This is a genomic window from Stenotrophomonas sp. S49 (genome assembly GCF_016624905.1).
Lineage (GTDB): Bacteria > Pseudomonadota > Gammaproteobacteria > Xanthomonadales > Xanthomonadaceae > Stenotrophomonas.
Map to the genome: position 1 here is coordinate 1 of NZ_JACVUD010000045.1, position 21967 is coordinate 21967.

22 protein-coding genes are annotated in these 21967 nt (G+C 67.8%); 10 read left to right on the top strand and 12 right to left on the bottom strand.

The window, feature by feature from the left end; all coding sequences use genetic code 11:
• Positions 1-152: 152 nt before the first annotated feature.
• Entirely contained in the window at positions 153-1049 is an 897-nt protein-coding gene (locus IAE58_RS11225) for a LysR family transcriptional regulator (protein ID WP_199932617.1), read from the top strand.
• Between the two features lie 47 nt (positions 1050-1096).
• Here IAE58_RS11225 and IAE58_RS11230 read toward each other — a convergent pair whose 3' ends face one another.
• The 4 genes from IAE58_RS11230 to IAE58_RS11245 form a co-directional block, all read right to left on the bottom strand.
• Positions 1097-2080: an aldo/keto reductase gene (locus tag IAE58_RS11230; RefSeq protein ID WP_199932616.1), complete on the bottom strand. Its 984-nt coding sequence runs from the start codon at positions 2078-2080 to the stop codon at positions 1097-1099.
• Positions 2081-2183: 103 nt separating this feature from the next.
• Positions 2184-2789 carry a hypothetical protein gene (locus IAE58_RS11235; RefSeq protein ID WP_199932615.1) on the bottom strand — a complete coding sequence of 202 codons (606 nt, stop codon included), beginning with the start codon at positions 2787-2789 and terminating at the stop codon, positions 2184-2186.
• A gap of 188 nt (positions 2790-2977) precedes the next feature.
• Positions 2978-4120, bottom strand: a complete 1143-nt coding sequence (locus tag IAE58_RS11240; protein WP_108748781.1) for a PilT/PilU family type 4a pilus ATPase — start codon at positions 4118-4120, stop codon at positions 2978-2980.
• Positions 4121-4215: 95 nt separating this feature from the next.
• Positions 4216-5253, bottom strand: coding sequence for a type IV pilus twitching motility protein PilT (locus tag IAE58_RS11245; RefSeq protein WP_108748780.1), 1038 nt, complete (start codon positions 5251-5253; stop codon positions 4216-4218).
• A gap of 87 nt (positions 5254-5340) precedes the next feature.
• Here IAE58_RS11245 and IAE58_RS11250 point away from each other — a divergent pair, with 87 nt between their 5' ends.
• Together IAE58_RS11250 and proC are read left to right on the top strand one after the other, a co-directional pair.
• The gene (locus IAE58_RS11250; RefSeq protein WP_199932614.1) at positions 5341-6018 is read left to right on the top strand and encodes a YggS family pyridoxal phosphate-dependent enzyme; all 678 of its coding nucleotides are present in this window, start codon (positions 5341-5343) and stop codon (positions 6016-6018) included.
• Between the two features lie 20 nt (positions 6019-6038).
• On the top strand, positions 6039-6860 hold the full coding sequence (proC, locus tag IAE58_RS11255) for a pyrroline-5-carboxylate reductase (RefSeq protein WP_199932613.1): 822 nt from the start codon (positions 6039-6041) through the stop codon (positions 6858-6860).
• A 120-nt stretch (positions 6861-6980) separates the two neighbouring features.
• Here the strand turns inward: proC and IAE58_RS11260 are convergent, their stop codons facing one another.
• Complete coding sequence (locus IAE58_RS11260) at positions 6981-7853, bottom strand: LysR family transcriptional regulator (protein WP_199932612.1); 873 nt, start codon at positions 7851-7853, stop codon at positions 6981-6983.
• A gap of 100 nt (positions 7854-7953) precedes the next feature.
• Between IAE58_RS11260 and IAE58_RS11265 the strand changes: the two genes are divergently transcribed.
• Positions 7954-8556 (top strand): short chain dehydrogenase, encoded by a 603-nt coding sequence (locus tag IAE58_RS11265; RefSeq protein ID WP_199932611.1) that lies wholly within the window; start codon positions 7954-7956, stop codon positions 8554-8556.
• 17 nt (positions 8557-8573) lie between these two features.
• On the opposite strand, the gene soxR is transcribed toward IAE58_RS11265, so the two are convergent.
• Complete coding sequence (soxR, locus tag IAE58_RS11270) at positions 8574-9008, bottom strand: redox-sensitive transcriptional activator SoxR (RefSeq protein WP_199932610.1); 435 nt, start codon at positions 9006-9008, stop codon at positions 8574-8576.
• A gap of 82 nt (positions 9009-9090) precedes the next feature.
• Here soxR and IAE58_RS11275 point away from each other — a divergent pair, with 82 nt between their 5' ends.
• The gene (locus IAE58_RS11275) at positions 9091-10461 is read left to right on the top strand and encodes an MFS transporter (protein ID WP_199932609.1); all 1371 of its coding nucleotides are present in this window, start codon (positions 9091-9093) and stop codon (positions 10459-10461) included.
• A 42-nt stretch (positions 10462-10503) separates the two neighbouring features.
• On the opposite strand, the gene IAE58_RS11280 is transcribed toward IAE58_RS11275, so the two are convergent.
• Both IAE58_RS11280 and IAE58_RS11285 read right to left on the bottom strand, forming a co-directional pair.
• Positions 10504-12522 carry an alpha/beta hydrolase gene (locus IAE58_RS11280; protein ID WP_233614601.1) on the bottom strand — a complete coding sequence of 673 codons (2019 nt, stop codon included), beginning with the start codon at positions 12520-12522 and terminating at the stop codon, positions 10504-10506.
• Complete coding sequence (locus IAE58_RS11285; protein WP_199932608.1) at positions 12519-13496, bottom strand: DUF4105 domain-containing protein; 978 nt, start codon at positions 13494-13496, stop codon at positions 12519-12521. The genes IAE58_RS11280 and IAE58_RS11285 overlap by 4 nt, the downstream gene beginning before the upstream one ends.
• Positions 13497-13647: 151 nt before the next feature.
• Between IAE58_RS11285 and IAE58_RS11290 the strand changes: the two genes are divergently transcribed.
• Positions 13648-14067: a GFA family protein gene (locus IAE58_RS11290; protein WP_164271124.1), complete on the top strand. Its 420-nt coding sequence runs from the start codon at positions 13648-13650 to the stop codon at positions 14065-14067.
• Positions 14068-14378: 311 nt separating this feature from the next.
• On the top strand, positions 14379-15173 hold the full coding sequence (locus IAE58_RS11295; protein ID WP_199932607.1) for a hypothetical protein: 795 nt from the start codon (positions 14379-14381) through the stop codon (positions 15171-15173).
• Positions 15174-15654: 481 nt separating this feature from the next.
• Here IAE58_RS11295 and IAE58_RS11300 read toward each other — a convergent pair whose 3' ends face one another.
• Both IAE58_RS11300 and IAE58_RS11305 read right to left on the bottom strand, forming a co-directional pair.
• Positions 15655-16542 carry a LysR family transcriptional regulator gene (locus IAE58_RS11300; RefSeq protein ID WP_199932606.1) on the bottom strand — a complete coding sequence of 296 codons (888 nt, stop codon included), beginning with the start codon at positions 16540-16542 and terminating at the stop codon, positions 15655-15657.
• Between the two features lie 38 nt (positions 16543-16580).
• The gene (locus IAE58_RS11305; protein ID WP_199932605.1) at positions 16581-17462 is read right to left on the bottom strand and encodes an SDR family NAD(P)-dependent oxidoreductase; all 882 of its coding nucleotides are present in this window, start codon (positions 17460-17462) and stop codon (positions 16581-16583) included.
• A gap of 157 nt (positions 17463-17619) precedes the next feature.
• Here IAE58_RS11305 and IAE58_RS11310 point away from each other — a divergent pair, with 157 nt between their 5' ends.
• Both IAE58_RS11310 and IAE58_RS11315 read left to right on the top strand, forming a co-directional pair.
• Positions 17620-18393: a DeoR/GlpR family DNA-binding transcription regulator gene (locus IAE58_RS11310; protein WP_199932604.1), complete on the top strand. Its 774-nt coding sequence runs from the start codon at positions 17620-17622 to the stop codon at positions 18391-18393.
• 20 nt (positions 18394-18413) lie between these two features.
• Positions 18414-19544 (top strand): MFS transporter, encoded by a 1131-nt coding sequence (locus IAE58_RS11315; RefSeq protein ID WP_199932603.1) that lies wholly within the window; start codon positions 18414-18416, stop codon positions 19542-19544.
• A gap of 91 nt (positions 19545-19635) precedes the next feature.
• Here the strand turns inward: IAE58_RS11315 and IAE58_RS11320 are convergent, their stop codons facing one another.
• Together IAE58_RS11320 and IAE58_RS11325 are read right to left on the bottom strand one after the other, a co-directional pair.
• A complete protein-coding gene (locus tag IAE58_RS11320; protein WP_199932602.1) occupies positions 19636-20076 on the bottom strand; it encodes a hypothetical protein in 441 nt (146 codons plus the stop codon).
• Positions 20077-20195: 119 nt separating this feature from the next.
• On the bottom strand, positions 20196-20927 hold the full coding sequence (locus IAE58_RS11325) for a class I SAM-dependent methyltransferase (protein WP_199932601.1): 732 nt from the start codon (positions 20925-20927) through the stop codon (positions 20196-20198).
• Positions 20928-21475: 548 nt separating this feature from the next.
• On the opposite strand from IAE58_RS11325, the gene IAE58_RS11330 reads away from it, so the two are divergent.
• On the top strand, positions 21476-21901 hold the full coding sequence (locus IAE58_RS11330) for a hypothetical protein (RefSeq protein ID WP_199932600.1): 426 nt from the start codon (positions 21476-21478) through the stop codon (positions 21899-21901).
• The last annotated feature ends 66 nt before the right edge of the window (positions 21902-21967 follow it).

The window sequence follows — 21967 nt, forward strand, 5'->3', positions numbered from 1 at the left end:
GGGCCCCGGAGGGGGACTTGCAGCGTCCCCCTCAACCGGACCCACCCCGCCACCCCACGGAATGCCAGCTTTTGACGTTGCCGTTGCTGGCGCTGTTGACGTTGACCTTGCTTCGGCAGGTGCCGGGCGCAGCCCGGCCGTATCATCCCCTCATGCCCCGTGAAAACCTCAATGACCTGCAGGCCTTCGTCCACGTCGCCCGCGAGGGCAGCTTCACCCGCGCTGCCGCGCAGCTGGGCGTGTCCCAGTCCGCACTGAGCCATGCCATGCGCGGCCTGGAAGAACGCCTGGGCGTGCGCCTGCTGACCCGCACCACCCGCAGTGTGTCCACCACCGAAGCCGGCGCGCGCCTGCTGCAGTCACTGGCCCCACGACTGGCGGAAATCGAAGATGAACTGGCCGCCCTGGCCCAGTACCGCGAGCGCCCGGCCGGCACCATCCGCATCAACGCCACCGGCCACGCCGCCGAATACCTGGCTTGGCCTCGACTGGCGCCGTTGCTGCAGCAGCACCCGGACCTGAACGTCGAACTGACCACCGATTACGGCCTGGCCGACATCGTCGCCGAGCGCTACGACATCGGCATCCGCCTCGGCGAACGCCTGGCCCGCGACATGGTGGCGGTGCCGATCAGCCCACCGCTGCGCATGCGCGTCGTCGGCGCACCGGCATACTTCCACCAGCACGTGGCGCCGGTGCACCCCCACGATCTGGCCGCGCACAACTGCATCACCCTGCGCCTGCCCACCCACGGCGGTCTGATGCCCTGGGATTTCGGTCGCGACGGCGGCGAGCTCAGCGTGCGGGTGTCCGGACAATGGACCTTCAACACCATGGGCATGACCCGCACCGCCGCGCTGGCCGGCAGCGGCCTGGCCTGGCTGCCCGAAGATCAGGTGCAGGCCATGCTGGACGACGGGCGCCTGCAGTCGACACTGGACGACTGGTGCCCCACGTTCGACGGCTATTACGCCTACTACCCGTCACGCCGCCACGTCAGCGTGGCCATGCGCATCGTGCTGGACGCGCTGCGCGGGCCGATGGGGTGAACGGCCAGGGAGTGCGGACCAACGGTCCGCACCCAGCACCGATCAGGTCAGCCCTTGGCCTGCGCCGCGCGCTGCGCGTTGTAACGCTCACCGACGATCGCCACTTCGTCCAGCACCTGGGCGATGTGCTGCAGTTCCTGTGGCGACAACTGCAGGTCCGCAGCTGCCAGGCTCTCTTCCAGACGGTGCACCTTGGTGGTGCCGGGAATCGGCACGATCCACGGTGCCTGCGCCAGCAACCAGGCCAGCGCTGCCTGGGCCGGAGTTGCCCCACGGGCCGCGGCCAGGGTGCTGATGCGGTCCACCAGGGCCTGATTGGCGCGGCGTGCTTCCACTTCGAAACGCGGCACGGTGTTGCGGAAATCGTTCTCGGCGAAGGTGGTGTCGGCCGTGATCGCACCGGTCAGGAAACCACGGCCGAGCGGGCTGAACGGCACGAAGCCGATGCCCAGTTCCTGCAGCGTGGGCAGTAGTTCGCGCTCGGGCTCACGCCACCACAGCGAGTACTCGCTCTGCACCGCCGCCACCGGCTGCACCGCATGCGCACGGCGCACGGTGGCCGCGCTGGCTTCGGACAGGCCGAAATGCAGCACCTTGCCTTCGGCAATCAGCTCGCCCACGGTACCGGCCACGTCCTCGATCGGCACGTTCGGGTCCACGCGATGCTGGTAGAACAGGTCGATGCGATCGGTGCGCAGGCGCTTCAGGCTGGCTTCGGCCACCGCACGGATGTTCTCCGGTCGGCTGTCCAGGCCGGTATCGGTGCGCGCCTGCTTGAAGCCGAACTTGGTGGCGATCACCAGCTGGTCGCGGTACGGCGCCAGCGCCTGCCCGACCAGCTCTTCGTTGGTGTACGGACCATACACTTCGGCGGTATCGAAGAAGGTCACGCCGCGTTCGACCGCCGCGTGCAGCAGGGCAATGCCCTGCTCCTGCGCAACAGGTGTGCCGTAGCTGTGGCTCAGGCCCATGCAGCCCAGGCCCAGCGTGGAAACCTTCAATCCACTGCGGCCGAGTTCACGTGTCTGCATCGTCGTGTCTCTGAAAGGGGGAACGACGACGATACGCCTGCCAGGCCGTCGGATTGAACGGCCTGGATGGCAGTCAGTCATGACTGGAATTCATCAATCGGTATCAGAACCGACGACCGGCCAGCATCACCCCGAACACCAGTGCCAGCAGCAGCACGCTGCCGCCAACGATCAGCAGCAGGATATGCCAGCCGCCGAAGCGGTCCATCTGCTGCATGTCCACCCGCTCATCCTGGTGGTAGCGGCGCAGCAGGCTGTTGATCGGCAGCAACGGCATGAACGCCAGCACTGACAGCAGCCCTACCCCGCCGCGTACCTGGCCAATCAGGCACAGCAGGATGTAGAACACCGTCAGCATGCCCGGGGTGAACGCCAGAATGCGCCGCCGGTTCTCGGCCACGGCCTGCAGTTCGCGGAAGCAGAAGTACGCCCAGATGGGTGAGAACAGCGCGCGTGCCCAGGGCCATTGTTCGCCCCCGCTCTCGCGCTTGATCGCCCGCCAGTTCCGCCAGAACCAGTACATCGGGTACACGCCCAGGGTGGACAGGGACAGTGCGACGATCTTCATGGTGGGCGGCGAATAGTAGACCGCCGCGGTGGACGCGGCCTGGCTGGCCAGCGGCGTCGGCGTGGGCGCCGCAGTGGCCGGCAGCACCGGCGGGCGCGCAGGCGCAACCGCCGGCGCACGGTACGGGTCGTGCAATTCCATGTGCAAACCTGTTGTTGTCGCGCCGGCGCGGTGCCGGCTCCCCCTGTCCCGCGAACGCGGTGACGGCGCGACTATCGCAGAACCCCCAGGTAGAGTCGAGCTTGCTCGACTGCGCTGCAACGTAGAGTCGAGCTTGCTCGACTGCGCCACACATCAGTCGAGCAAGCTCGACTCTACGCGCTTGGCGCTCAACGAACCTCGGAAATCTCCACCCCATCCAGACCCTGCGACAGCGTGCGTGCGTCCCCGCCCTGGCTCAGCTTGATGCGCAGGCGCACTTCGTTCTGCGAATCGGCGTAACGCAGTGCGTCCTCGTAGCTGATCTCACCGGCCTGGTACAGCTCGAACAGGCTCTGGTCGAAGGTCTTCATGCCCAACTGGACCGACTCCTTCATCAGCTCCTTCAGCTTGTGGATCTCGCCATCGCGGATGTAGTCCTGCACCAGCGGCGTGCCCAGCAGGATTTCCATGGCGACCTTGCGCGAGCGACCGTCCGGCGACGGCACCAGCTGCTGCGCGACCACGCCCTTCAGGTTCAGCGACAGGTCCATCAGCAACTGGTTGCGGCGGTCTTCCGGGAAGAAGTTGATGATGCGGTCCATCGCCTGGTTGGCGTTGTTGGCGTGCAGGGTGCACAGCACCAGGTGACCGGTTTCGGCGAAGGCGATGGCGTGGTCCATGCCTTCGCGGGTACGCACTTCGCCGATCATGATCACGTCCGGCGCCTGGCGCAGGGTGTTCTTCAGCGCCGCTTCCCAGCTGTCGGTATCGATGCCCACTTCGCGCTGGGTGATGATGCAGCCTTCGTGCTTGTGCACGAATTCGATCGGGTCTTCGATGGTGATGATGTGGCCGGTCGAGTTCTGGTTGCGGTAGCCGATCATCGCCGCCAGCGAGGTGGATTTACCGGTACCGGTGGCGCCCACGAACAGGATGATGCCGCGCTTGGTCATCGCCAGCGTCTTGATGATCGGCGGCAGGCTCAGTTCTTCCACGGTGGGAATGCGCGTCTCGATGCGACGCAGCACCATGCCCACCTGGTTGCGCTGGTAGAAGCAGCTCACACGGAAGCGCCCCACCCCGGCCAGGCCGATGGCGAAGTTGCACTCGTGGGTCTTTTCGAACTCCTCGCGCTGCGCCGGGGTCATCACGTTCAGCACCAGGTCGCGGCTCTGCTGCGGGGTCAGCGGTGTCTGGGTGATGGGCGAGATCTTGCCATTCACCTTGATCGCCGGTGGCATGCCGGCGGTGATGAACAGGTCGGAGGCGCGCTGGTGCGCCATCAGCTTGAGGAACGAAGTGAAATCGATGGTGCTGGCGGTGCTGTTCATGGCGGGCTCCCAATGGGCATGTGCCAGAGATCGGTCGATGGCGGAACGTCAATGCGGCGGCCCCGCCTGTGCGGGCCGCCGCGCCGAAGCCGTCCTTACTCGAACAGACGCTTGTCCTTGGCGTACTCGCGGGCCTGGTTGCGGGTGATCAGGCTGCGCTTGACCAGGTCCTGCAGATGCTGGTCCAGGGTCATCATGCCGTACTGCTGGCCGGTCTGGATGGCCGAGTACATCTGCGCCACCTTGTCTTCGCGGATCAGGTTGCGGATGGCCGGGGTGCCGACCATGATTTCCCACGCCGCGGTACGGCCACCGCCCACTTTCTTCAGCAGTGCCTGCGAAATGACCGCGCGCAGCGACTCGGACAGCATCGAGCGCACCATCGGCTTTTCGCCGGCCGGGAACACGTCGATGATACGGTCGATGGTCTTGGCCGCCGAACTGGTATGCAGCGTGCCAAACACCAGGTGGCCGGTTTCCGCAGCGGTCAGCGCCAGGCGGATGGTTTCCAGGTCGCGGAGTTCGCCCACCAGGATGATGTCCGGATCTTCACGCAGCGCCGAGCGCAGTGCTTCGTTGAAGCCGTGCGTATCGCGGTGCACTTCGCGCTGGTTGATCAGGCACTTCTGCGAGGTGTGCACGAATTCGATCGGATCCTCGACGGTGAGGATATGGCCGTATTCGTTCTTGTTGATGTGGTCGATCATCGCTGCCAGCGTGGTCGACTTGCCCGAACCGGTCGGCCCGGTCACCAGGATCAGGCCCTGCGGCTGCTGGATCACTTCGCGGAACAGCGGCGGGCAGGCCAGGTCTTCCAGGGTCAGCACTTCCGAGGGAATGGTACGGAACACCGCACCGGCACCACGGTTCTGGTTGAAGGCATTGACACGGAAGCGCGCCAGCGACGGAATCTCGAAGGAGAAGTCCACCTCGAGGAATTCCTCGTAATCGCGGCGCTGCTTGTCGGACATGATGTCGTACACCAGCGCGTGGACCTGCTTGTGGTCCAGGGCTGGAATGTTGATCCGGCGAACATCGCCGTCCACGCGGATCATCGGCGGCAGGCCTGCGGACAGGTGCAGGTCGGACGCTTTGTTCTTTACGGAAAACGCCAACAGTTCGGCGATATCCATGAGCGGCTACTCCCCAATAACGGCTGCGACTGGAAGGATCTTTCCCCGGGCGGCAGTATAGCCTCCTGTCACACCGGAACGCGTTACGTGCCCACTCCCCTGCCCGAAATCCTGAGCAACCTGCACAACGCCGCCGAGGCCGCCGGGCGGCCACCGCCGCGCCTGCTGGCCGTTTCCAAGACCCAGCCGGCGCAGGCCGTGGCCGCGCTGGCCGCGCAGGGCCAGCAGTCCTTCGGCGAGAACTACGTGCAGGAAGCCCTGGCCAAGATGCAGGCACTGCAGGACCTGCGGCTGGAATGGCACCTGATCGGCCACCTGCAGTCGAACAAGGCCGAGGCTGTGGCGGCGCATTTCGACTGGGTACAGAGCGTGGACCGGGCCAAGCTGGTGACCGCGCTGGCCCGCCATCGCCCCGCCGGGCGCGATCCGCTGAACGTGCTCATCCAGGTCAACATCGACGATGAAGGCAGCAAGCACGGCTGCAGCCCGCAGCAGGTGGATGCGCTGGCCCAGGCCATCGCCGCCGAACCGTCGCTGCGCCTGCGCGGGCTGATGGCCATTCCCGCGCCGTGGCCCGACGCCGCGCGCCGCCGTGAAGCTTTCGTGCGCATGCGCACACTTTTCGAGACACTGGCCGCCGGCCACCCGCACGTGGACACCCTGTCGATGGGCATGAGCGGCGACTACGCCGAAGCCATCGCCGAAGGCGCCACCCTGGTGCGCATCGGCACCGCCCTGTTCGGCGCGCGCCCGCGCCCGGCCTGATTCGCAAGGAGAACTGTTCCATGGCAGCGGCATCCATCACCTTCATCGGCGGCGGCAACATGGCGCGCAGCCTGATCGCCGGGCTGATCCGCCAGGGCACGGCGCCTGCGCTCATTCACGTGGCCGAACCGGTCGCCGAACTGCGGCAGGCGCTGGCCGATGATTTCGGCGTGCAGACCCATGACAACGCCGCCGATGCGGCCGCGCAGGGCAGCGTGTGGCTGCTGGCGGTGAAGCCGCAGGTACTGCGCGGGGTCTGCCAGAGCCTGCAGGCGCTGGCACAGCAGCAACAGCCGTTGGTCGTATCGATCGCCGCCGGCATCACCAGCACGCAGCTGCAGGGTTGGCTGGGCGGTGCCCTGCCGGTGGTGCGTGCGATGCCCAACACCCCGGCCCTGCTCGGCGCCGGCGTGACCGGCCTGTACGCCACCGCCGCGGTCAGCGCGCAGCAGCAGGCCCAGGCCGACCAGGTCCTGGCCAGCGCCGGGCGCACGGTGTGGATCGATGATGAAGTGCTGATGGATTCGGTCACCGCCGTCTCCGGCAGCGGCCCGGCCTATGTGTTCCTGCTTGCAGAAGCGATGGAAGCGGCCGGCATTGCCCAGGGCCTGCCAGCCGATGCCGCGCGCACGCTGGTGGTGCAGACCCTGCTGGGCGCCTCGCGCATGCTGGATGAAGCCGGCGAGAGCCCGGCCGAACTGCGTCGCCGGGTCACCTCGCCCAACGGCACCACCCAGGCCGCGATCGAAAGCTTCCAGGCCGATGGGTTTGAACTGCTGGTAGGCAAGGCGCTGCGCGCGGCGCAGCAACGTGGGCGGGAATTGTCTGCCGCCAACGATTGATCCCGATGTGCCAACACTCGGCACCCACCGCAGTAGATCCACGCCATGCGTGGATGTGGGGTCAGAGCCCTTTGCTGGCGCAAAGCGATCTGACCGCGGTATTTATTCCCTGGCCCTGATCTACCCCAGCTGCTCCATCACGTACTCCACGAAGCACTGCAATCGCGGTCTGGGCCGACGGTCGGGCAGATAGATCAGGTGCATCGGCCGTGGCTCGGGAAGATAGTCGCGCAGCACCGGCTTCAGCCGCCCCGCGGCGATCTCCGCAGCCAGCAGGGCAGTCGGCTGCAGCACCAGGCCCGCGCCGGCCACCGCTGCCTCGCGCAAGGCCAGGCCGTCATTGCTGCTCAAGCGCGCTTCCCAGTCCACCTGTTCGCCGTTGGCCAGCTGCCAGCCATGGCCGCCGCGCCAGGCCAGGTGGCTCAGGCAGTCATGCCCTGCCAGATCGGCCGGCGTGCGCGGTGTGCCGCGACGGCGCAGATAAGCCGGTGCCGCGCACAGGCTCATCGCATACGGCGGCAACGGGCGCGCCACCAGTTCCTGTGACGGCAGCGGGCCGACCCGGATCGCCGCATCGAAGCCGTCTTCGATCAGGTCCACGCGGCGGTTGCTCAGGTCCAGCTCGATGTTCAGTTCCGGCTGTGCGCGCAGCAACCCGGCCAGAAGCGGCGCCAGCACGCAGCTGCCCCAGGTGGTGGGTGCGCTGATGCGCAGCAGGCCGCGCGGCTGCCGCTGCAGGCCCGCCACGTCGGCCTCGGCCTGCAGCACCTGCTCCAGCACCTGGCGGCAAGCGGCCAGATAGGTAACGCCGGCGTCGGTCAGCCGCTGGCGGCGGGTGTTCCGCTGCAGCAGCGCGCTGCCCAGGTGCGCCTCCAGCTGCTGGATGTACTTGCCCACCATCACCGCCGAGACCTGCAGGTGTTCGGCGGCGGCGGAAAAGCTGCCATGGTCGGCCGCGGCCACGAACGCCTGCATGCAGCGCAACAGATCCATTGCAAACTCCTGATTAGCAATCAGCGAACCTTTTCCACCTTACCAAACCCCGGGCTCACGGCGCAGACTGGCCGCCTCACCTCTTCGCCTTGGAGTCGCCATGAAGATCCTGCTCGTCGGTGCCAGCGGTACGCTGGGCCAGGCCGTCGCCCGCCACCTGGGCCAGCAGCACCAGATCATCACCGCCGGCCGCAACAGCGGCAGCCTGCGCGTGGACCTGACCGATGACCGCAGCGTGGCCGAGCTGTTCGCGCAGAGCGGCCCGCTGGATGCGGTGATTTCCACCGCCGGCAAGCTGCACTTCGGCCCACTGCAGAGCATGACCGCCGCCCAGTTCAACAGCGGCCTGCAGGACAAGCTGCTGGGCCAGGTGCGGTTGGCCTTGGCCGCCCAGCATCACCTGCCTGCAGGCGGCTCGATCACGCTGACCAGCGGCATTGTCAGCGCGCAGCCGATCCGCGACGGCGCCAACGCGACCGCGGTGAACCAGGCGCTGGAAGGCTTCGTGCGTGCGGCTGCACTGGAACTGCTGCCGCGCGGCCTGCGCATCAACGTGGTCAGCCCGAACGTGCTGGTGGAATCGATGGAGGCCTACGGGCCGTATTTCCCGGGCTTTGAAGCGGTGACCGCGCAGCGCGCCGCGCTGGCCTTCCAGCGCGCGGTGGAAGGCATCCAGAGCGGCGAGACGCTCACCGTCTGGTAGGCGCTGCCAGCAACGTATCAGCCCCAGCGCATGGGGCCATCGCCGCGCTGGCCCAGCACATCGTCCGGGTTGGCCAGCCGGCAGCGCTTCAACGAAAGGCAACCGCAGCCGATGCAGCCGGTCAGTTCATCGCGCAGCAGTTGCAGCATGTGGATGCGTTCTTCCAGCTCCTGCTGCCAGCGCGCCGACAGTCGTGCCCAATCGGCCTTGGTCGGCGCGCGCCCCCGCGGCAGGGTCTCGAACGCGCGCGCCACTGCCTCCAACGGCATGCCCACCCGCTGTGCCACGCGAATGACCGCCAGCCTGCGCAGTACATCACGCGCATAGCGGCGCTGGTTGCCCGCGGTGCGCAGGCTGCTGATCAGCCCCTTGCGCTCGTAGAAGTGCAGCGCCGACACCGCCACGCCACTGCGTCGCGCCACCTCGCCCACCGCCAGTTCCGATTCCGCCATTGCTTGACCTCAACCTTGGTTCAGGTGCGATGCTGGCGCTTCCGCAGCGTGAACACAAGCGCCGCACTGCTATCGTTTGCCGATGAACACCAACTCCCCTGCGGCCATGGCGCAAGCGCCCGTGGCCGATTCCATTCTGTCCCCTGCCCACCGCGCCACCACCGTGGGCATGGTGGTACTGGTTGCATTGCTGGCCTTCGAGGCGCTGGCGGTGGCAGCGGCCATGCCCACCGTGGCCGAGGCGCTGGACGGCCTGCGCCTGTATGCACTGGCCTTTGGCGGAACGCTGGCCACCAGCGTGGTGGGCATGACCGTGGCCGGGCGCTGGGCCGACCGCGATGGCCCCGCCCGCCCGCTGTGGTGGGGCCTGGCCAGCTTCCTGCTGGGCCTGCTGCTGGCCGGGCTGGCCACGCGCATGGGCATGCTGGTGGCCGGCCGCCTGCTGCAGGGGCTGGGCAGCGGTGCCATCTCGGTCGCGCTGTATGTGATGGTCGGCCGCCACTATCCCGAAGCACTGCGGCCGAAAGTGTTCGCCGCGTTTTCCGCTGGCTGGGTCGTGCCGTCGCTGGTGGGTCCGGCGATCAGCGGCTTGATCGTGCAGCACCTGGGCTGGCGCTGGGTGTTCCTGCTGGTGCCGTTGCTGGCGGTGCCGGCGGCGCTGATGCTGCGGCCGGCGCTGGCCGGTCCGGCCCGCATTGCATCCTCTGCGGGCGCGGACGAGCCGGACGACCGCGTGCGCTGGGCCGGCGGCGCGGCATTGGCCGCCCTGCTGTTGTACGTGGGCGGCCAGCAGCACGGCGGCGTTGCCGCGGCCTGCATGATCGTGGCGGTGATCGCATTGCTGTGGTGCGCGCGCAGGCTGTTGCCCAACGGCACCCTGGCACTGCGCCGCGGCCTGCCCAGCGTGATCGCGCTGCGCGGCGTCGCCGCATCGGCCTTCTTCGCCTGCGAGGCGTACCTGCCACTGCTGCTGCAACGCGAGCGCGGGCTCTCGCCCAGTTGGGCCGGTGCAGTTCTCAGCCTGGGTGCGCTGGGCTGGTTCGTCGGCTCATGGCTGCAGGGCCACCAGCAGCGCGGCTGGTCGCGCCAGCGCCTGCTGCGGGTGGGCACGGTGCTGATGAGCGTGGGCATCACCGCCACCCTGGCGGTGCTGTTCAACGCGGTGCCGCTGTTGCTGGCGCTGGCAGGCTGGGCCCTGACCGGTTTCGGCATGGGCCTGATCTACGCCAGCCTGTCGGTGCTCACCCTGTCGCTGTCAGCGCCGCAGGAACAGGGCCGCAACAGTTCGGCGCTGCAGTTGAGCGAAGCGCTGTGCGTGGCCACGGCGCTGGCCGTGTCCGGCGCCTTGTTCGCCCTGTTCGTGGAAAGCGCGCCGCACACCGGCTATGTGCTGTGCCTGGCGATCACCGTCGGGCTGGCCGTGTTCGCTACCGTGGTTGCGCGGCGGGTGTAGGCGCGCTTGGGGTCAGAGCCCTTTCCCATGGAAAGGGATCACTCAAGGTCGAACAACAGGCCCCACGTCATCGATGTCCCGGTGCAGGATGCGCCGCACTTCCAGCACCGCCTGCGGTGTTTCCTGCACGCTGTGGCCGGAAATGATCACCTTCTCTGACAGCGCGCCCGGCAGGTGCGCGCTCCAGTACGGCACCAGCCCATCGTCGGACTGCTGCAACGGCAGTTCCGGTTTGCGCTGGGCAATGATCGAGTGGTACTTCAGCCCCGCCTCGATCGGCAGGTGCGCGGCGGCCTTCACGAACGGGTCGCTGGCCTTCAGGTTGTCGATGCTGTTGGGAATCTTCGGTTTGGCGGTGCCATCAACCTGCTGCTCGGCCTGCGCCAGGGCCAGGAATACGTCTTCGAACTTGCCCAGGATGGTCAGCGGCAGCCGCACCAGCCGGCCGATCAGCCGCCCCAGCTTGTTGCCGGCAATATCGGTGCCCTGGTGGGGGGCGGCAATGAAGATCGCGCGCTCGACATTGGGCTGCGCCTTGAAGTGCAGCAGCGGGCCGAGCTTGGCCTGCACGCGCTTGAGGCGTTCGCCCTTCAGTTCATAGCTGGCCAGCAGGTCGTCCCACAGCACCTCACCGGAATCGCTGACCAGCAGCCGCGCCAGCACGCCGCCCATGCTGTGGCCGATGTAGACCATGTCCTTCAAAGCCGGCGCGCTGCCCTGCGGGTCGAAATGCTTCAACGTCTGGTTGAATGCGGTGGCGATCTCGTAGCGGTTCAGTGCGATCGGTGCGTTGGTCGGGTAGTAGACCTGCCACACCTGGAACTGGCTGCGCAGCTCGGGGTCGCCCATGATCTCGTTGGCCAGGTTCACCCAGGCTTCCGGGCTGCTGGCCAGGCCGTGCAGCATGAAGATGATGCGCCGGTTCGGGTCCCACGGCTGCATCAGGTAGATGTGCGGTTCGCCGATGCCTTCGCTCAGGCCGAACAGCGTGCGCAGCGACTGCGTGGCAAAGCCGCTCTGCGCCAGCCACAGGCCATAGGCAGCGGTGAAGTTACCGGCCAGCGGCACGCTTTCGCCGTGCAGGGTGATGCGTTCGGTGGCTTCAGGCGAATAGGCATCCAGCTCCACCCGCCGCGTGCGCATCACATCGTCCAGCGTTTCGCCCTGGAAGCGCAGCAGCGCGGTCACGTTGATCGCCGACATTTCGCTGAACACCGGCACGTCGGCATCGCGCCCGCGGCGGGGCGTCGACGTTGCAGCGCCGCTGTCGCTGCCCTGCACCTGCGGGCCGTCACCGGCGATCACCGGCGCCACCAGCTTCGGCGGGTCCATCACCATTACCAGTTCGGCACCGAAGCCATCACGGCGATAGGTGCTGCGCAGGCCGACGAAGCTGACCGAGCCGGCCGGCACCAGCTGCGCGGGAATGCTCTTCAGCTGCAGCTGCCCGTAGTTCGAGGCCAGCGTCCAACTGCCGGCCGACAACGGCTGGGTGTAGTCCTCACCGGCCAGCGCCGCCGCGCGCGCACGGGTGAACAGCACCACTGCCGCTTTCTCGGCGGCGTAGTTGTAGTAATCGCGCACCTGGGTCTGGCGATCCTCGAACGCGCGATCCGACGGCGAGCGACCGCTGTGGAACAGATAGGCATAGCCGTAGCGCGCCGCTTCCAGCCAGGCATCCAGCGCGGCATCGCTCATCGGCGGTTCGCCCTGCACGTGCTTCCTCGGGGTCAGCGCCAGCGCCGCCTTCACCCACAGCTCGGACAAGGTGGACAGCCGCTGCTCGACGTTCAGATCGTCGGTCATCAGCAAGGTGCTGCGGCAGACCAGGAAGTCCTTTTCGCACTGCGCTTCATCCAGACCGGCCGCACTCAGCGTTTCGCGGGAAGCCGGGCTCAGCTTGCCGGTGTTCAGCACATCCGAGCGCTTGTTCACCAGCGAGTCGCTGGACGCGACCTGCTTCACCGTCACCATCGCGCAGCCACTGCTGCCCAGCAGCAGGAACGTGGCCAGCACGGCCGGCAGCAGGCGGCCCACGCCCATCAACGCGCGCAGGCTCATGGCTGTTCGTCCTGGCCGGTTCCCGGCACGCCCTGGCGGATCACGCGGGAAAAGTCCTGCCCCGGCGCCATCTGCAGCGCACGCTGGGTGATGCGCCCCTTCGCGTGCAGTTCGTTGAAGGGCACGCCCGGGGTCAACGCGCCCACCTGCTGCGCGTACTCGGCCAGATAGCCCGACAACAACAGGCGGTAGTCCAGCGGCAGACCCGGCGCGATATGTCGGGCCAGATCGAACACGATGGTGGTGCAGTTGCTGGTCAGCGTGTTGTAGAAGGCCGGCTTCTCATCCAGTTTGCGCGCCTCGTCCAGATAGGCGGCAAACAGGGTTTTCAGCTGTGCGCGGTCCATGCCGTGCAGCCGGTACAGGTACACATCCTCGCCGCGCGCATTGGTGCGGGTGCGCAGGATGTCGGTTTCCTCCGACGCCACCAGGGTCATTTCGAAGCGGCGGAAGAAACCGCCGATGGCCGAAAATGCCTCGCCGCGTTCCTTGCGGATTTCCAGCGAGAACACCAGGTAGCGCCCATCGTCGAAGCCGAACGAGACCAGCGTGTGGGCGATGGCCGGGCCCATCCAGTACGACAGCACCAGATCGGCCGAACGCAACTGGTCCAGATCGTAGCGACGCTGCACCCAGCGCGCGTCGTAGTCGGTTTCGCTGCGCCAGGTGAAGTCGCGCACGTTGTCCAGCACCACGTGGCGGCCGTCGAACGAGGCCACGTGCAGGCGCTGGGCCACATCATCGGCCCAGTCGCGGTCCTGGCGCGGGGTCAGCAGCAGCCAGCCCAGCCCGGCCAGCCCCAGGCAGGCGGTCACCGCGGCCGTCCAGCGGCGCGGGCTGCGCCCACGCGCCACCCGCCAGGCAGTGAAGCCGGCCAGCGCCAGCCACAGCGCGGCCACGGCCGCCGACAGCCAGCTCGGCCCGGGCAACTGGTAGGCCAGCAGGCCGGCTACCCACAGCGCCAGCAGCGCCATGGCACATCCTGTCATCCAACGTCCTGCGGCTCTCACGGGCATCCTGTCGCTAGGGGGGCGGCCTAGTTAGCCACAAGCGACCTGACCCTGGCATCTACGACGCGTTCAGCAAGCGCATACTGGCAGCCTGACCACAGTGCAGGGAGCATTCATGGGCATCACATCGGTCGCCGGGGTTCCGGTGCAGGCGCAGCACCGCGCCACCTGCCATTGCGGCACGGTCGAGCTGCAGCTGGAGCTGCCCGAGGGCATCGTCGATCCACGCCGCTGCGACTGCTCCATGTGCCGGCGCCGCGGCGCCATCGTGGCCAGCGTGACCCGGCAGGGTCTGCAGGTGCTGCGCGGGCACGCCCACCTGCGGCTGTACCAGTTCAACACCCACGTCGCCGAGCACTACTTCTGTGGGGTGTGTGGCATCTACACCCACCACCGGCGCCGTTCCAACCCGGACCAGTTCGGCTACAACGTGGCCTGCCTGGAAGGCATCGATCCCTTCGCGTTGGGGTTGATTCCGACAAACGATGGCGTGAACCATCCGGCCGACCGGACCTCCGACACCGACGCTCAGTGACGGCGTCGGCGCGCTGGCGGGCCGATCTTCTGCCATGGCGCCATGCCACTGCGCCCTGCCCGTGCGGGACGCTTGAGCCAGGGCCGACGGGGCGGCAAGGGCGGATCAACCGCCATCGGCGTCGGCAGCGGTCGGCGGCTGGTCCAGAGATGATCAAGCAGCCACATGGCAGATCTCCGTGGGGGACGGGGACGATCAACCCTAGACCCACCGCAGCATAGGCCGCGTGAGTTCCTGGCGACGCGACGATGACAGCGCCAACCGTTCCGCGCTCGATAGACTGTGCGGCCGTAGCGAGCACACGTAGGCGCATGGCGATCAAACACCCGGACGTACTGAAGCTTCTTGCCGCGGCCAACCTGGTCGAAGCGATCGACAGCGACGTAAAGCGCTGCGCGCACTGGGCACGGCTGGGGCCGCAGGCGGCTGAGCGCACGCAAGCGCAGATCGGCGCGGAGGTGATCGACACCGTGCTGCTGCGCTGGAACTGCATCCTGCACGCTGGCCCTGCCGAGGTTGCGCCGCTGTATGTGCACAAGACCTCACTGGCACTGGCCGTGTGCCTGCACCGGCAGGGCTTCACCGATGCGCGGCTTACCGGCGATGCGCTCACGGCCATCGCGGCCCTGAATGCGGCGGTGGCCTTGAACGACACCTTCCACCGTCGCAGCGCCGAGATCGAAGCGTTGCTGCGCAGCGCACCGTTGATGCCATCACGGCGCCCGTCGGTGCCGAAGGCGAACACCGCCTGGCGCGCTGGCGATGTCGTGGGCATGCAGGTGGCTGGACGCCACTATGCCTTCTACGTGCTGAAGATCAACGGCGATGCGCCCATCGTGGAGTTCTACGACATTGCGCAGGACACGCCGCTGGCATGGGAACAGCTGCAGGGCGTCGTCGCCCGCGGTGAACGCCTGAACGACGGCCGCGACTACGTGGACCGCCACGCCTTGTACGGTCTGCAGCAGCAACCCGACCCGGCCCACCAGTTCCGCCTGCTGGCCAGCGGCGTTGAACACGGGCCGGACAACGCCCATCTGGCACGACACGATGGCCTGTATGCCGTCAGTGACATCTTCCGCATGGCACGCCAGCTGCTGCCCTAGTGCCGTAGATGCACCGCCCGCCGCCACTCCCCAGGCGCGCTGCGCACTGCCCCCGAGCAGGCGCAACCGACACGTCCGCGACGAGGTGCGGACGGGCGGCGGGCGATGCGGGTTGGCGTACCGGACAACTCTGGACTGACCGGCGGACCGTCATGATCCCCACACATCGCCCACCACAGACAGTGGTTCGCAGCAGCCAGGCACGCCGTCCGTGACGTGCGCCGGTGCTGCGCCAGAGTTGATTGTGGGACGCCAATCCCAACCGATCCCACGGAACCGGCACGCATAGACTTGCCTGCGCGGCACGGGTTGTATGTAGGAAATTGCCGCTGCAACAGCGGGGGTTTTTCCAGCGGCTGCTCAGGCGATGCCGTGACCCTGCAGAATCAGCGCTTCGCGCTTGCCGGCCGCAGCGGCTGAAGGCCATCACACACGCGGATTCGGGCTGCGCGCGACACCGTCCCCACGCGCATCGGGTCGATCACGCCAGATGTTCCGCAACCGCCATGTCCAGGAACTGCTGCAACACCGGCGCGGGCGGTTCCGGGCGCGTGCACAACTGCAGTTCGAAACGTGCCGCGCTTCCTTCGATCACGCGATAGACGATTTCATCAGGACGGAAGCCGGCCATGCTGGCCGGCACGATGGCCACGCCCGCCTCCACCGCCACCAGCGACAGCACCGCGTGCATGCCATGTGCCTCCTGTACCACCCGCGGCGTGAAGCCCGCGGCCGCGCACAGGCCCAGCACCTGCGCGTGGAAGCCGACGCCTTCGGCCGAGGGCCAGGACACGAACGGTTCGTCGGCCAACGCGGCCACGGTCAGTGCAGGCTGCGCGGCCAAGCGATGCCCGCGCGGCAAGGCAATGGCCAGGCAATCGACGTCGAACGGCTGCAGGCGCAGTTCGGCGGAGATGATCGGCGGAATCAGCACGCCCACATCGACGTTGCATTCGCGCAACCCATGCTGCTGCTGCCGCGAGGTCGCTTCCTGCAGGTGCAAGCGCACCTGCGGGAAGGCCTGGCGGAAGCGTCGGATCAAGCTGGGCAGCCGCCCATACAGGGCGCTACCCACGTAGCCCACGCGCAGGCTGCCGATCTGCCCCGCCGCCGCTTCGCGCGTGCGTTGCAGCGCCTGGTCGGCCTGCAGCAGGGTCGCCCGCGCTTCAACCAGCAGCGTCCTGCCGGCCGTGGTCAGCCCCAGCGTGCGATTGCCGCGCACGATCAGTTCGGCGCCCAGTTCCTCCTCCAGGCGTCGCACGGCGGCCGTCAGCGGCGGCTGCGACATGTGCAGGCGGGCGGCGGCGCGGTGGAAATGCAGTTCCTCGGCCACCGCCACGAACTGGCGGAGCAGACGCAGGTCGATCATGGCTGGGCCGGTTGCAGAGACCCGCCTAGGGTACGCGCTCAGCCGCGTGCATCGACACTGGGCCGCGCGATCACCGGCCATTGCAGTGCCACCGACTCGATGCTGTCGGCCTGCACCGCGCGCAGATCGCGCGGATACGCGACATGCTCGGCTTCCTGCAGCCGCAGTGCATGGAACTGGCCATTGCTGGCGCGCAGGATCCAGCCGCCCTGCTGGCATCGCGTGGACGCCAGGAACGCGACACCGGTGGCGACGGCGGCAGGATGCAGCTCGTCGGGTTCGCCTCCGATGCCCCACATGCGCGTCTTGGCCACCGGCGAAACCGCATTGACCACGATGCCGTGTTCGGCCCCCTCCAGCGCCAGCACGTTCACCAGCCCCTGCGCGGCCAGCTTGGCCATGGCATAGGCCGACAGCCCGCGCTGCGCGTACTGCGGGTACAGCGCGCGGTCGGAGGTGGTGATCACGATGCGCCCGCCACCGGCCTCGCGCATGGCAGGCCATGCGGCCTGTGCCAGCCACAGCGGTGTCTTGGCGGCCACGCACAGCATCTGCTCCAGCGCGGCATCGTCGATGCTTTCCACGCCCTGGTAGGCCACCCAGCCGGCGTTGTGGATCAGGAAGTCCAGGCGGCCATGCCGCTGCAGGATGTCGCGCACCAGTGCATGGCAGCTCTCGCGCTGGTCGATCGCACCACTGGCCGCTTCCACGGCCAGACCCTGGGCCTGCAGTTCCTGCACGCACTGGGCGATGCGCTGCGGGTCGCTGCCGGTGCCATCCAGGCCCGCACCGATGTCGTGCATCACAACGTGGGCGCCGCGCTCGGCCAGCAGGCGGCTGTAGGCCAGGCCCAGGCCACCGGCCGCGCCGGTCACCAGACCAACCTGGCCCGCAAAGGAAACAAGGGAAATCGGCTTCATCCGCCCAGCATCGCGGTGCGGGCCATGATGCCGCCAATACCGTTGGAGCCCGTGCACGATACGCGCGGCGTATCGCGCGGCCTCATTCGTACCAGCCGTCGCGCGGCTGAATGCACACAATTGCACGATGATGCACGATCATGCACACTCCGCCCCCATGACAGCCGACCCCACCCTCCCCGCCCAGCGCACCCAGCTGATCCTGGACGAACTGCGCCAGCAGGGCCGCGTGGTGGCCGCCGACCTGGCGCGCCGCTATGCCGTGTCCGAAGATTCGATCCGCCGCGACCTGCGCGAACTGGCGGCCCAAGGGCTGTGCCAGCGCGTTTACGGCGGCGCCGTGCTGCCGGCACCGAAGCCGGCGCCGCTGCGCGAACGGCTGACCCAGGACCGCGGTGACAAGGCCGAACTGGCCGCGCGCGTGGTGGCCCTGCTGAAGCCCGGCCAGGTACTGCTGATCGATGCAGGTTCGACCAACCAGGCCATCGCCCAGCAGCTGCCCGGCGCATTGGCACTGACGGTCATCACCAATGCGCCGCAGATCGCCACGGCGGCGGCGTGGCAGGCCGGCACCCGCGTGCACCTGATCGGCGGTCGCCTGGCCGAGGGCGGCGGTGCGGTGGGCGCCGAGGCGCTGGCCCAGGTGCAGCGGCTGCGCGCCGATGTGTACCTGCCCGGCGCCTGTGCGGTCGATGCCGATACCGGCGTGTGGGCGATGGATGGCGAGGAAGCCACGTTGAAGCGCGCGATGCTGGCCTGCGCCAGCCGGGTGATCGTGGCCGCGACCACCGAAAAGCTGGGCGCGCGTGGCGTGTGGCAGGTGGCTGCACTGGATGAGATCGACGATCTGGTGTTGACCACCTCCGCCCCGGCCGCGCTGGCCGAACGATTCCGTGCCGCTGGCATCGCCGTGCATCCCACGCATTTCTGATCCCCTTGCCCGGTTCTTCCATGACGCCTGTTTCCTCGCCCCGCGCGCAGCAGCACGCCACCCGTGCTGCGTTCTTCATTCCCGGTTTCGCCACCGCCATCTGGGCCACCCTGGTGCCCTTCGCCAAGGCCCGCAGCGGGGTGGACGACGCCACTCTTGGCCTGATCCTGCTCGGCCTGGGCGCCGGTTCGCTGCTGGCCATGCCGCTGGCCGGCGTGCTGGCGGCACGGCTGGGCTGCCGCACGGTGATGATCGCAACCAGCGCGCTGATCTGCCTGTCCCTGCCGTGGCTGGCGGTGGCCTCCTCGCCGTGGGCGCTGGGCGCGATCCTGTTCGTGTTCGGTGCCGGCGTGGGTGCCATGGACTGCACCATGAACGTGCAGGCGGTGGTGGTGGAACGCGAATCGCGGCGCGCGATGATGTCCGGCTTCCACGCCTTCTACAGCATCGGCGGCTTCGTTGGTGCGGCCAGCACCCTGCTGCTGGGGGCCTGGCTGCCGCTGCTGCCGGCGGTGCTGGTGGGCTGCGCGGTGATGGTGCTGATTGCCCTGCCCGCCCTGCGCCACTGGCGCAACGAACGGGTCGCGCATGAGGGCCCCTTCCTGGCCTGGCCGCGTGGCATCGTGCTGTTCATCAGCGTGCTGGCGTTCGTGGCGTTCCTGGCCGAAGGCACCATGCTGGACTGGAGCGCGCTGCTGCTGACCGATGTGCGCGGCGTGGCACCGACGCTGGCTGGCCTGGGCTATGCCGCCTTCGCCCTGAGCATGACCGTGGCGCGCCTGTTCGGTGACCGCGTGGTGGACCACCTGGGGCGGCACCGCGCCATCGTACTGGGCGGGTTGCTGGGCGCGGCGGGCGTGCTGGTGCTGACCCTGGTCACGCCGTGGCAGGCCTCGCTGGTCGGCTACGTGATGCTGGGCCTGGGCTGCGCCAACGTGGTGCCGGCGCTGTTCTCGCTGGCCGGCAACCAGACCCGCATGCCCGAGGGCGTGGCGATCACCGCGGTCACCACGCTGGGCTATGCCGGCGTGCTGGCCGGGCCGGTGCTGATCGGCTTCGCCGCCCACCATGTGGGGCTGGTGGGCGCCTTCATCGGCGTGGCGGTGGCCTTCCTGGGCGTGGCGGTGTCGCCGCGCTGGCTGAAGGCCTGACCCTCATTCGGCGTGGGTGGCGAGCAGGCCATTGGCGCCGGCCCAAGGGTGGATGTCGTCGCGGCGGATTGCCGCGGCCGGGCGCCGCAGACTACGGCGCGACGGACGTTGCGAAGTCCAGATAGTCTTCGTGCAGTCCTTGGATCAGGCGGCCGCTGGGCGTGTCATCTGCGTCAGTTTCCATCAGTACCCACCCGGGCATGCCGTCTTCGCGCATCGACGGGCCTTCGTCCACCGCCATCACGAAGCTGTTGCCCAGCGCCTGGCCATAGGCGCGCAGGAACGCCTCCAGCGCAGTGGCCGGCACCGCACTGCGCAGGGCCTGCAGGGTGTCGGCCAGGTCGTCGCGATCGAACAACGTTTCGGCCAGCGCCGAATCCACATCGTCGGCCAAGCGATGCACGTCGCGCAGCACCAGGAAGCGGGCGAACTGCGGAATGTCTTCGCGCAGTTCGCTGTCGGCCCAGCTGGCCGGGTCGCTGCAGCCGGCGCTGCGCAGGGCGGAAATGAGCGCGGTACGTCGTTCGTTCATGGCAGGCACACGCAGAGAGGGCGCCCCAGCATACCCAAGCCCGCGCAAGGGGACGGAGGGAGGCAGGTCGCCCCCCCCCTGCGGCGCGCCCTGCCCCCGTCCGTCCTGAGCGGTGCCGCTCAGCGCTGGCAGAGCAGGTTCACCGACATGCAGTTGTGCACGTAGTCGTCCCAGTAGCCAAGGTAGTGGCGCGCCACATCTTCGGCATCCAGCTGCGGCTCGTGCCACTGCGGTCGCGCGAAACCGGCCAGCACCGCGGCCTCTTCGTAGTGCGTGCGCGGCCAGCGGTAGTTGGTGACCTGCGCCGGCGGCGTGCCGGGAAACTGCAGGCGCAGCCGCGCACCGTCCTGCCAGGGCTGTTCTTCCAGCACTTTCACCCCGTACTGCGCGTAGTCGCCCAGCGCCAGCCGGTAATCGGGATTGAAGGTCTGCACCACCAGCCGCCCGCCGGGCTTCAGGTGGCGCTCCACCGCGGCGAACATCGCCTGCAGGGTGGCCGGGCAGTCTGCGTAGTTGAACAGCCAGGCCGCCACCACGATGTCGAACGTACCGATGTCGGCCATGTCCAGCACGTCACGGGTGTGGAACTGCATGTCGTCGTTGCTGTGCCGCGACAGCGCACGGGCGAAGTCGATCATGCCTTGCGACTGGTCCACGCCCACCGCACTGCGCGCGCCATGGCGCAGCAGCACGCGGCCGTAGTAACCCGAGCCACAGGCCAGGTCCAGCACATCGCGTCCCTGCAGCGGGCCGGCCAGCTGCAGCAGGGTACGCACTTCGATGGGGCGCGTGGGCGAAGCGCCCGCGTAGGCTACGTACTGATCGACCATGCTGTCGTAGTGGGCGGACATCGGCACTCCCTCGCGTGTTGAAAACGTCTGGTGACAACGCTATCCGCATGGGGTGTCGTGCCGAAGGGGCAAACGCGACATGTCTGTCTTAAAACGGTTGTAAAGATGGGTTTGGGGGTTGTGACGCGAACGATCTGGTGGCGCTGGGTACTGATGCGTTGCGCGGCTGGTGTGTTGAACGCGAGCGGGCGCCATTGGTGATCGCGTGCGCAGGTGGTGTGTGGTGCCGCTCACAGAAGTGAAATGCCCCGTGGATTGGCAACTTTCCTCAGTGACATTCGTGCTGGAACGCGCCGATGCTCGGTCTGCCGGGGCATGTTGCCTTGGTCGGGATTGGCGTCTCGAAAAAACAAACAAGATTTAGGGGCTGCGGAACTGATCGCAGCAGCGAGAATGCACCGACTGCCTCCAATGGCGGCCGGTGCGTGGGGATCAGTAGATCCGCCAGGCCTTCTTCTCCCCTGAAGCTTGTTTGCCTTGGTACGCCAACCCGCACCGTCCGCCACCTTCCTTGCAGAAGGTGGCCTTACGCCAGTGAGGGTTTCGCCATGACCAATCGAACCAACCTCCATCCCCGCCTGCACGCGCTCATCGGCGATATCGCCAGCGACGTGCCCGACGACATTGCCCGCGAAATCGAGTGCGCGTTGCGCGACGCATCACCGGCCGCGGATCAGTCCCTGTTCCTTGACCAGCTGCAGGCGATCCGCATCGGCGATGCGGAGGACGGCCAGGTCTGCGCCGCGCAGATGCTCAGTGCGCCTTGCGCGGCATCGATCAGCCGTTCATTGGCCGCACTGGCCACCGCACTGGAGCTGCTGCATGCCGATGAGCGTGCACGTGTGCAGGGACAGCCACACGAGCATCTGGGCGATGGACATCGCGATGGGTTGTTGTTTGCAGCGCGGCAACTGGCGCAGCGTGTTCGGATGGAGCTGGGGGATGGGAGGTGTCATGAGCAGCCGCGTAGCTGAGCAGTATCACATCGCACCCGTAAAGTTTCACCCACCTTAGCCGATCCCGTTGAACACCCTTCAACA

Coding starts and splice junctions, on each gene's coding strand:
- IAE58_RS11225 (WP_199932617.1), top strand. CDS start 153: ATGCCCCGTGAAAACCTCAATGACCTGCAGGCCTTCGTCCACGTCGCC.
- IAE58_RS11230 (WP_199932616.1), bottom strand. CDS start 2,080: ATGCAGACACGTGAACTCGGCCGCAGTGGATTGAAGGTTTCCACGCTG.
- IAE58_RS11235 (WP_199932615.1), bottom strand. CDS start 2,789: ATGGAATTGCACGACCCGTACCGTGCGCCGGCGGTTGCGCCTGCGCGC.
- IAE58_RS11240 (WP_108748781.1), bottom strand. CDS start 4,120: ATGAACAGCACCGCCAGCACCATCGATTTCACTTCGTTCCTCAAGCTG.
- IAE58_RS11245 (WP_108748780.1), bottom strand. CDS start 5,253: ATGGATATCGCCGAACTGTTGGCGTTTTCCGTAAAGAACAAAGCGTCC.
- proC (WP_199932613.1), top strand. CDS start 6,039: ATGGCAGCGGCATCCATCACCTTCATCGGCGGCGGCAACATGGCGCGC.
- IAE58_RS11260 (WP_199932612.1), bottom strand. CDS start 7,853: ATGGATCTGTTGCGCTGCATGCAGGCGTTCGTGGCCGCGGCCGACCAT.
- IAE58_RS11265 (WP_199932611.1), top strand. CDS start 7,954: ATGAAGATCCTGCTCGTCGGTGCCAGCGGTACGCTGGGCCAGGCCGTC.
- soxR (WP_199932610.1), bottom strand. CDS start 9,008: ATGGCGGAATCGGAACTGGCGGTGGGCGAGGTGGCGCGACGCAGTGGC.
- IAE58_RS11275 (WP_199932609.1), top strand. CDS start 9,091: ATGAACACCAACTCCCCTGCGGCCATGGCGCAAGCGCCCGTGGCCGAT.
- IAE58_RS11280 (WP_233614601.1), bottom strand. CDS start 12,522: ATGAGCCTGCGCGCGTTGATGGGCGTGGGCCGCCTGCTGCCGGCCGTG.
- IAE58_RS11285 (WP_199932608.1), bottom strand. CDS start 13,496: ATGGCGCTGCTGGCGCTGTGGGTAGCCGGCCTGCTGGCCTACCAGTTG.
- IAE58_RS11290 (WP_164271124.1), top strand. CDS start 13,648: ATGGGCATCACATCGGTCGCCGGGGTTCCGGTGCAGGCGCAGCACCGC.
- IAE58_RS11295 (WP_199932607.1), top strand. CDS start 14,379: ATGGCGATCAAACACCCGGACGTACTGAAGCTTCTTGCCGCGGCCAAC.
- IAE58_RS11300 (WP_199932606.1), bottom strand. CDS start 16,542: ATGATCGACCTGCGTCTGCTCCGCCAGTTCGTGGCGGTGGCCGAGGAA.
- IAE58_RS11305 (WP_199932605.1), bottom strand. CDS start 17,462: ATGAAGCCGATTTCCCTTGTTTCCTTTGCGGGCCAGGTTGGTCTGGTG.
- IAE58_RS11310 (WP_199932604.1), top strand. CDS start 17,620: ATGACAGCCGACCCCACCCTCCCCGCCCAGCGCACCCAGCTGATCCTG.
- IAE58_RS11315 (WP_199932603.1), top strand. CDS start 18,414: ATGACGCCTGTTTCCTCGCCCCGCGCGCAGCAGCACGCCACCCGTGCT.
- IAE58_RS11320 (WP_199932602.1), bottom strand. CDS start 20,076: ATGAACGAACGACGTACCGCGCTCATTTCCGCCCTGCGCAGCGCCGGC.
- IAE58_RS11325 (WP_199932601.1), bottom strand. CDS start 20,927: ATGTCCGCCCACTACGACAGCATGGTCGATCAGTACGTAGCCTACGCG.
- IAE58_RS11330 (WP_199932600.1), top strand. CDS start 21,476: ATGACCAATCGAACCAACCTCCATCCCCGCCTGCACGCGCTCATCGGC.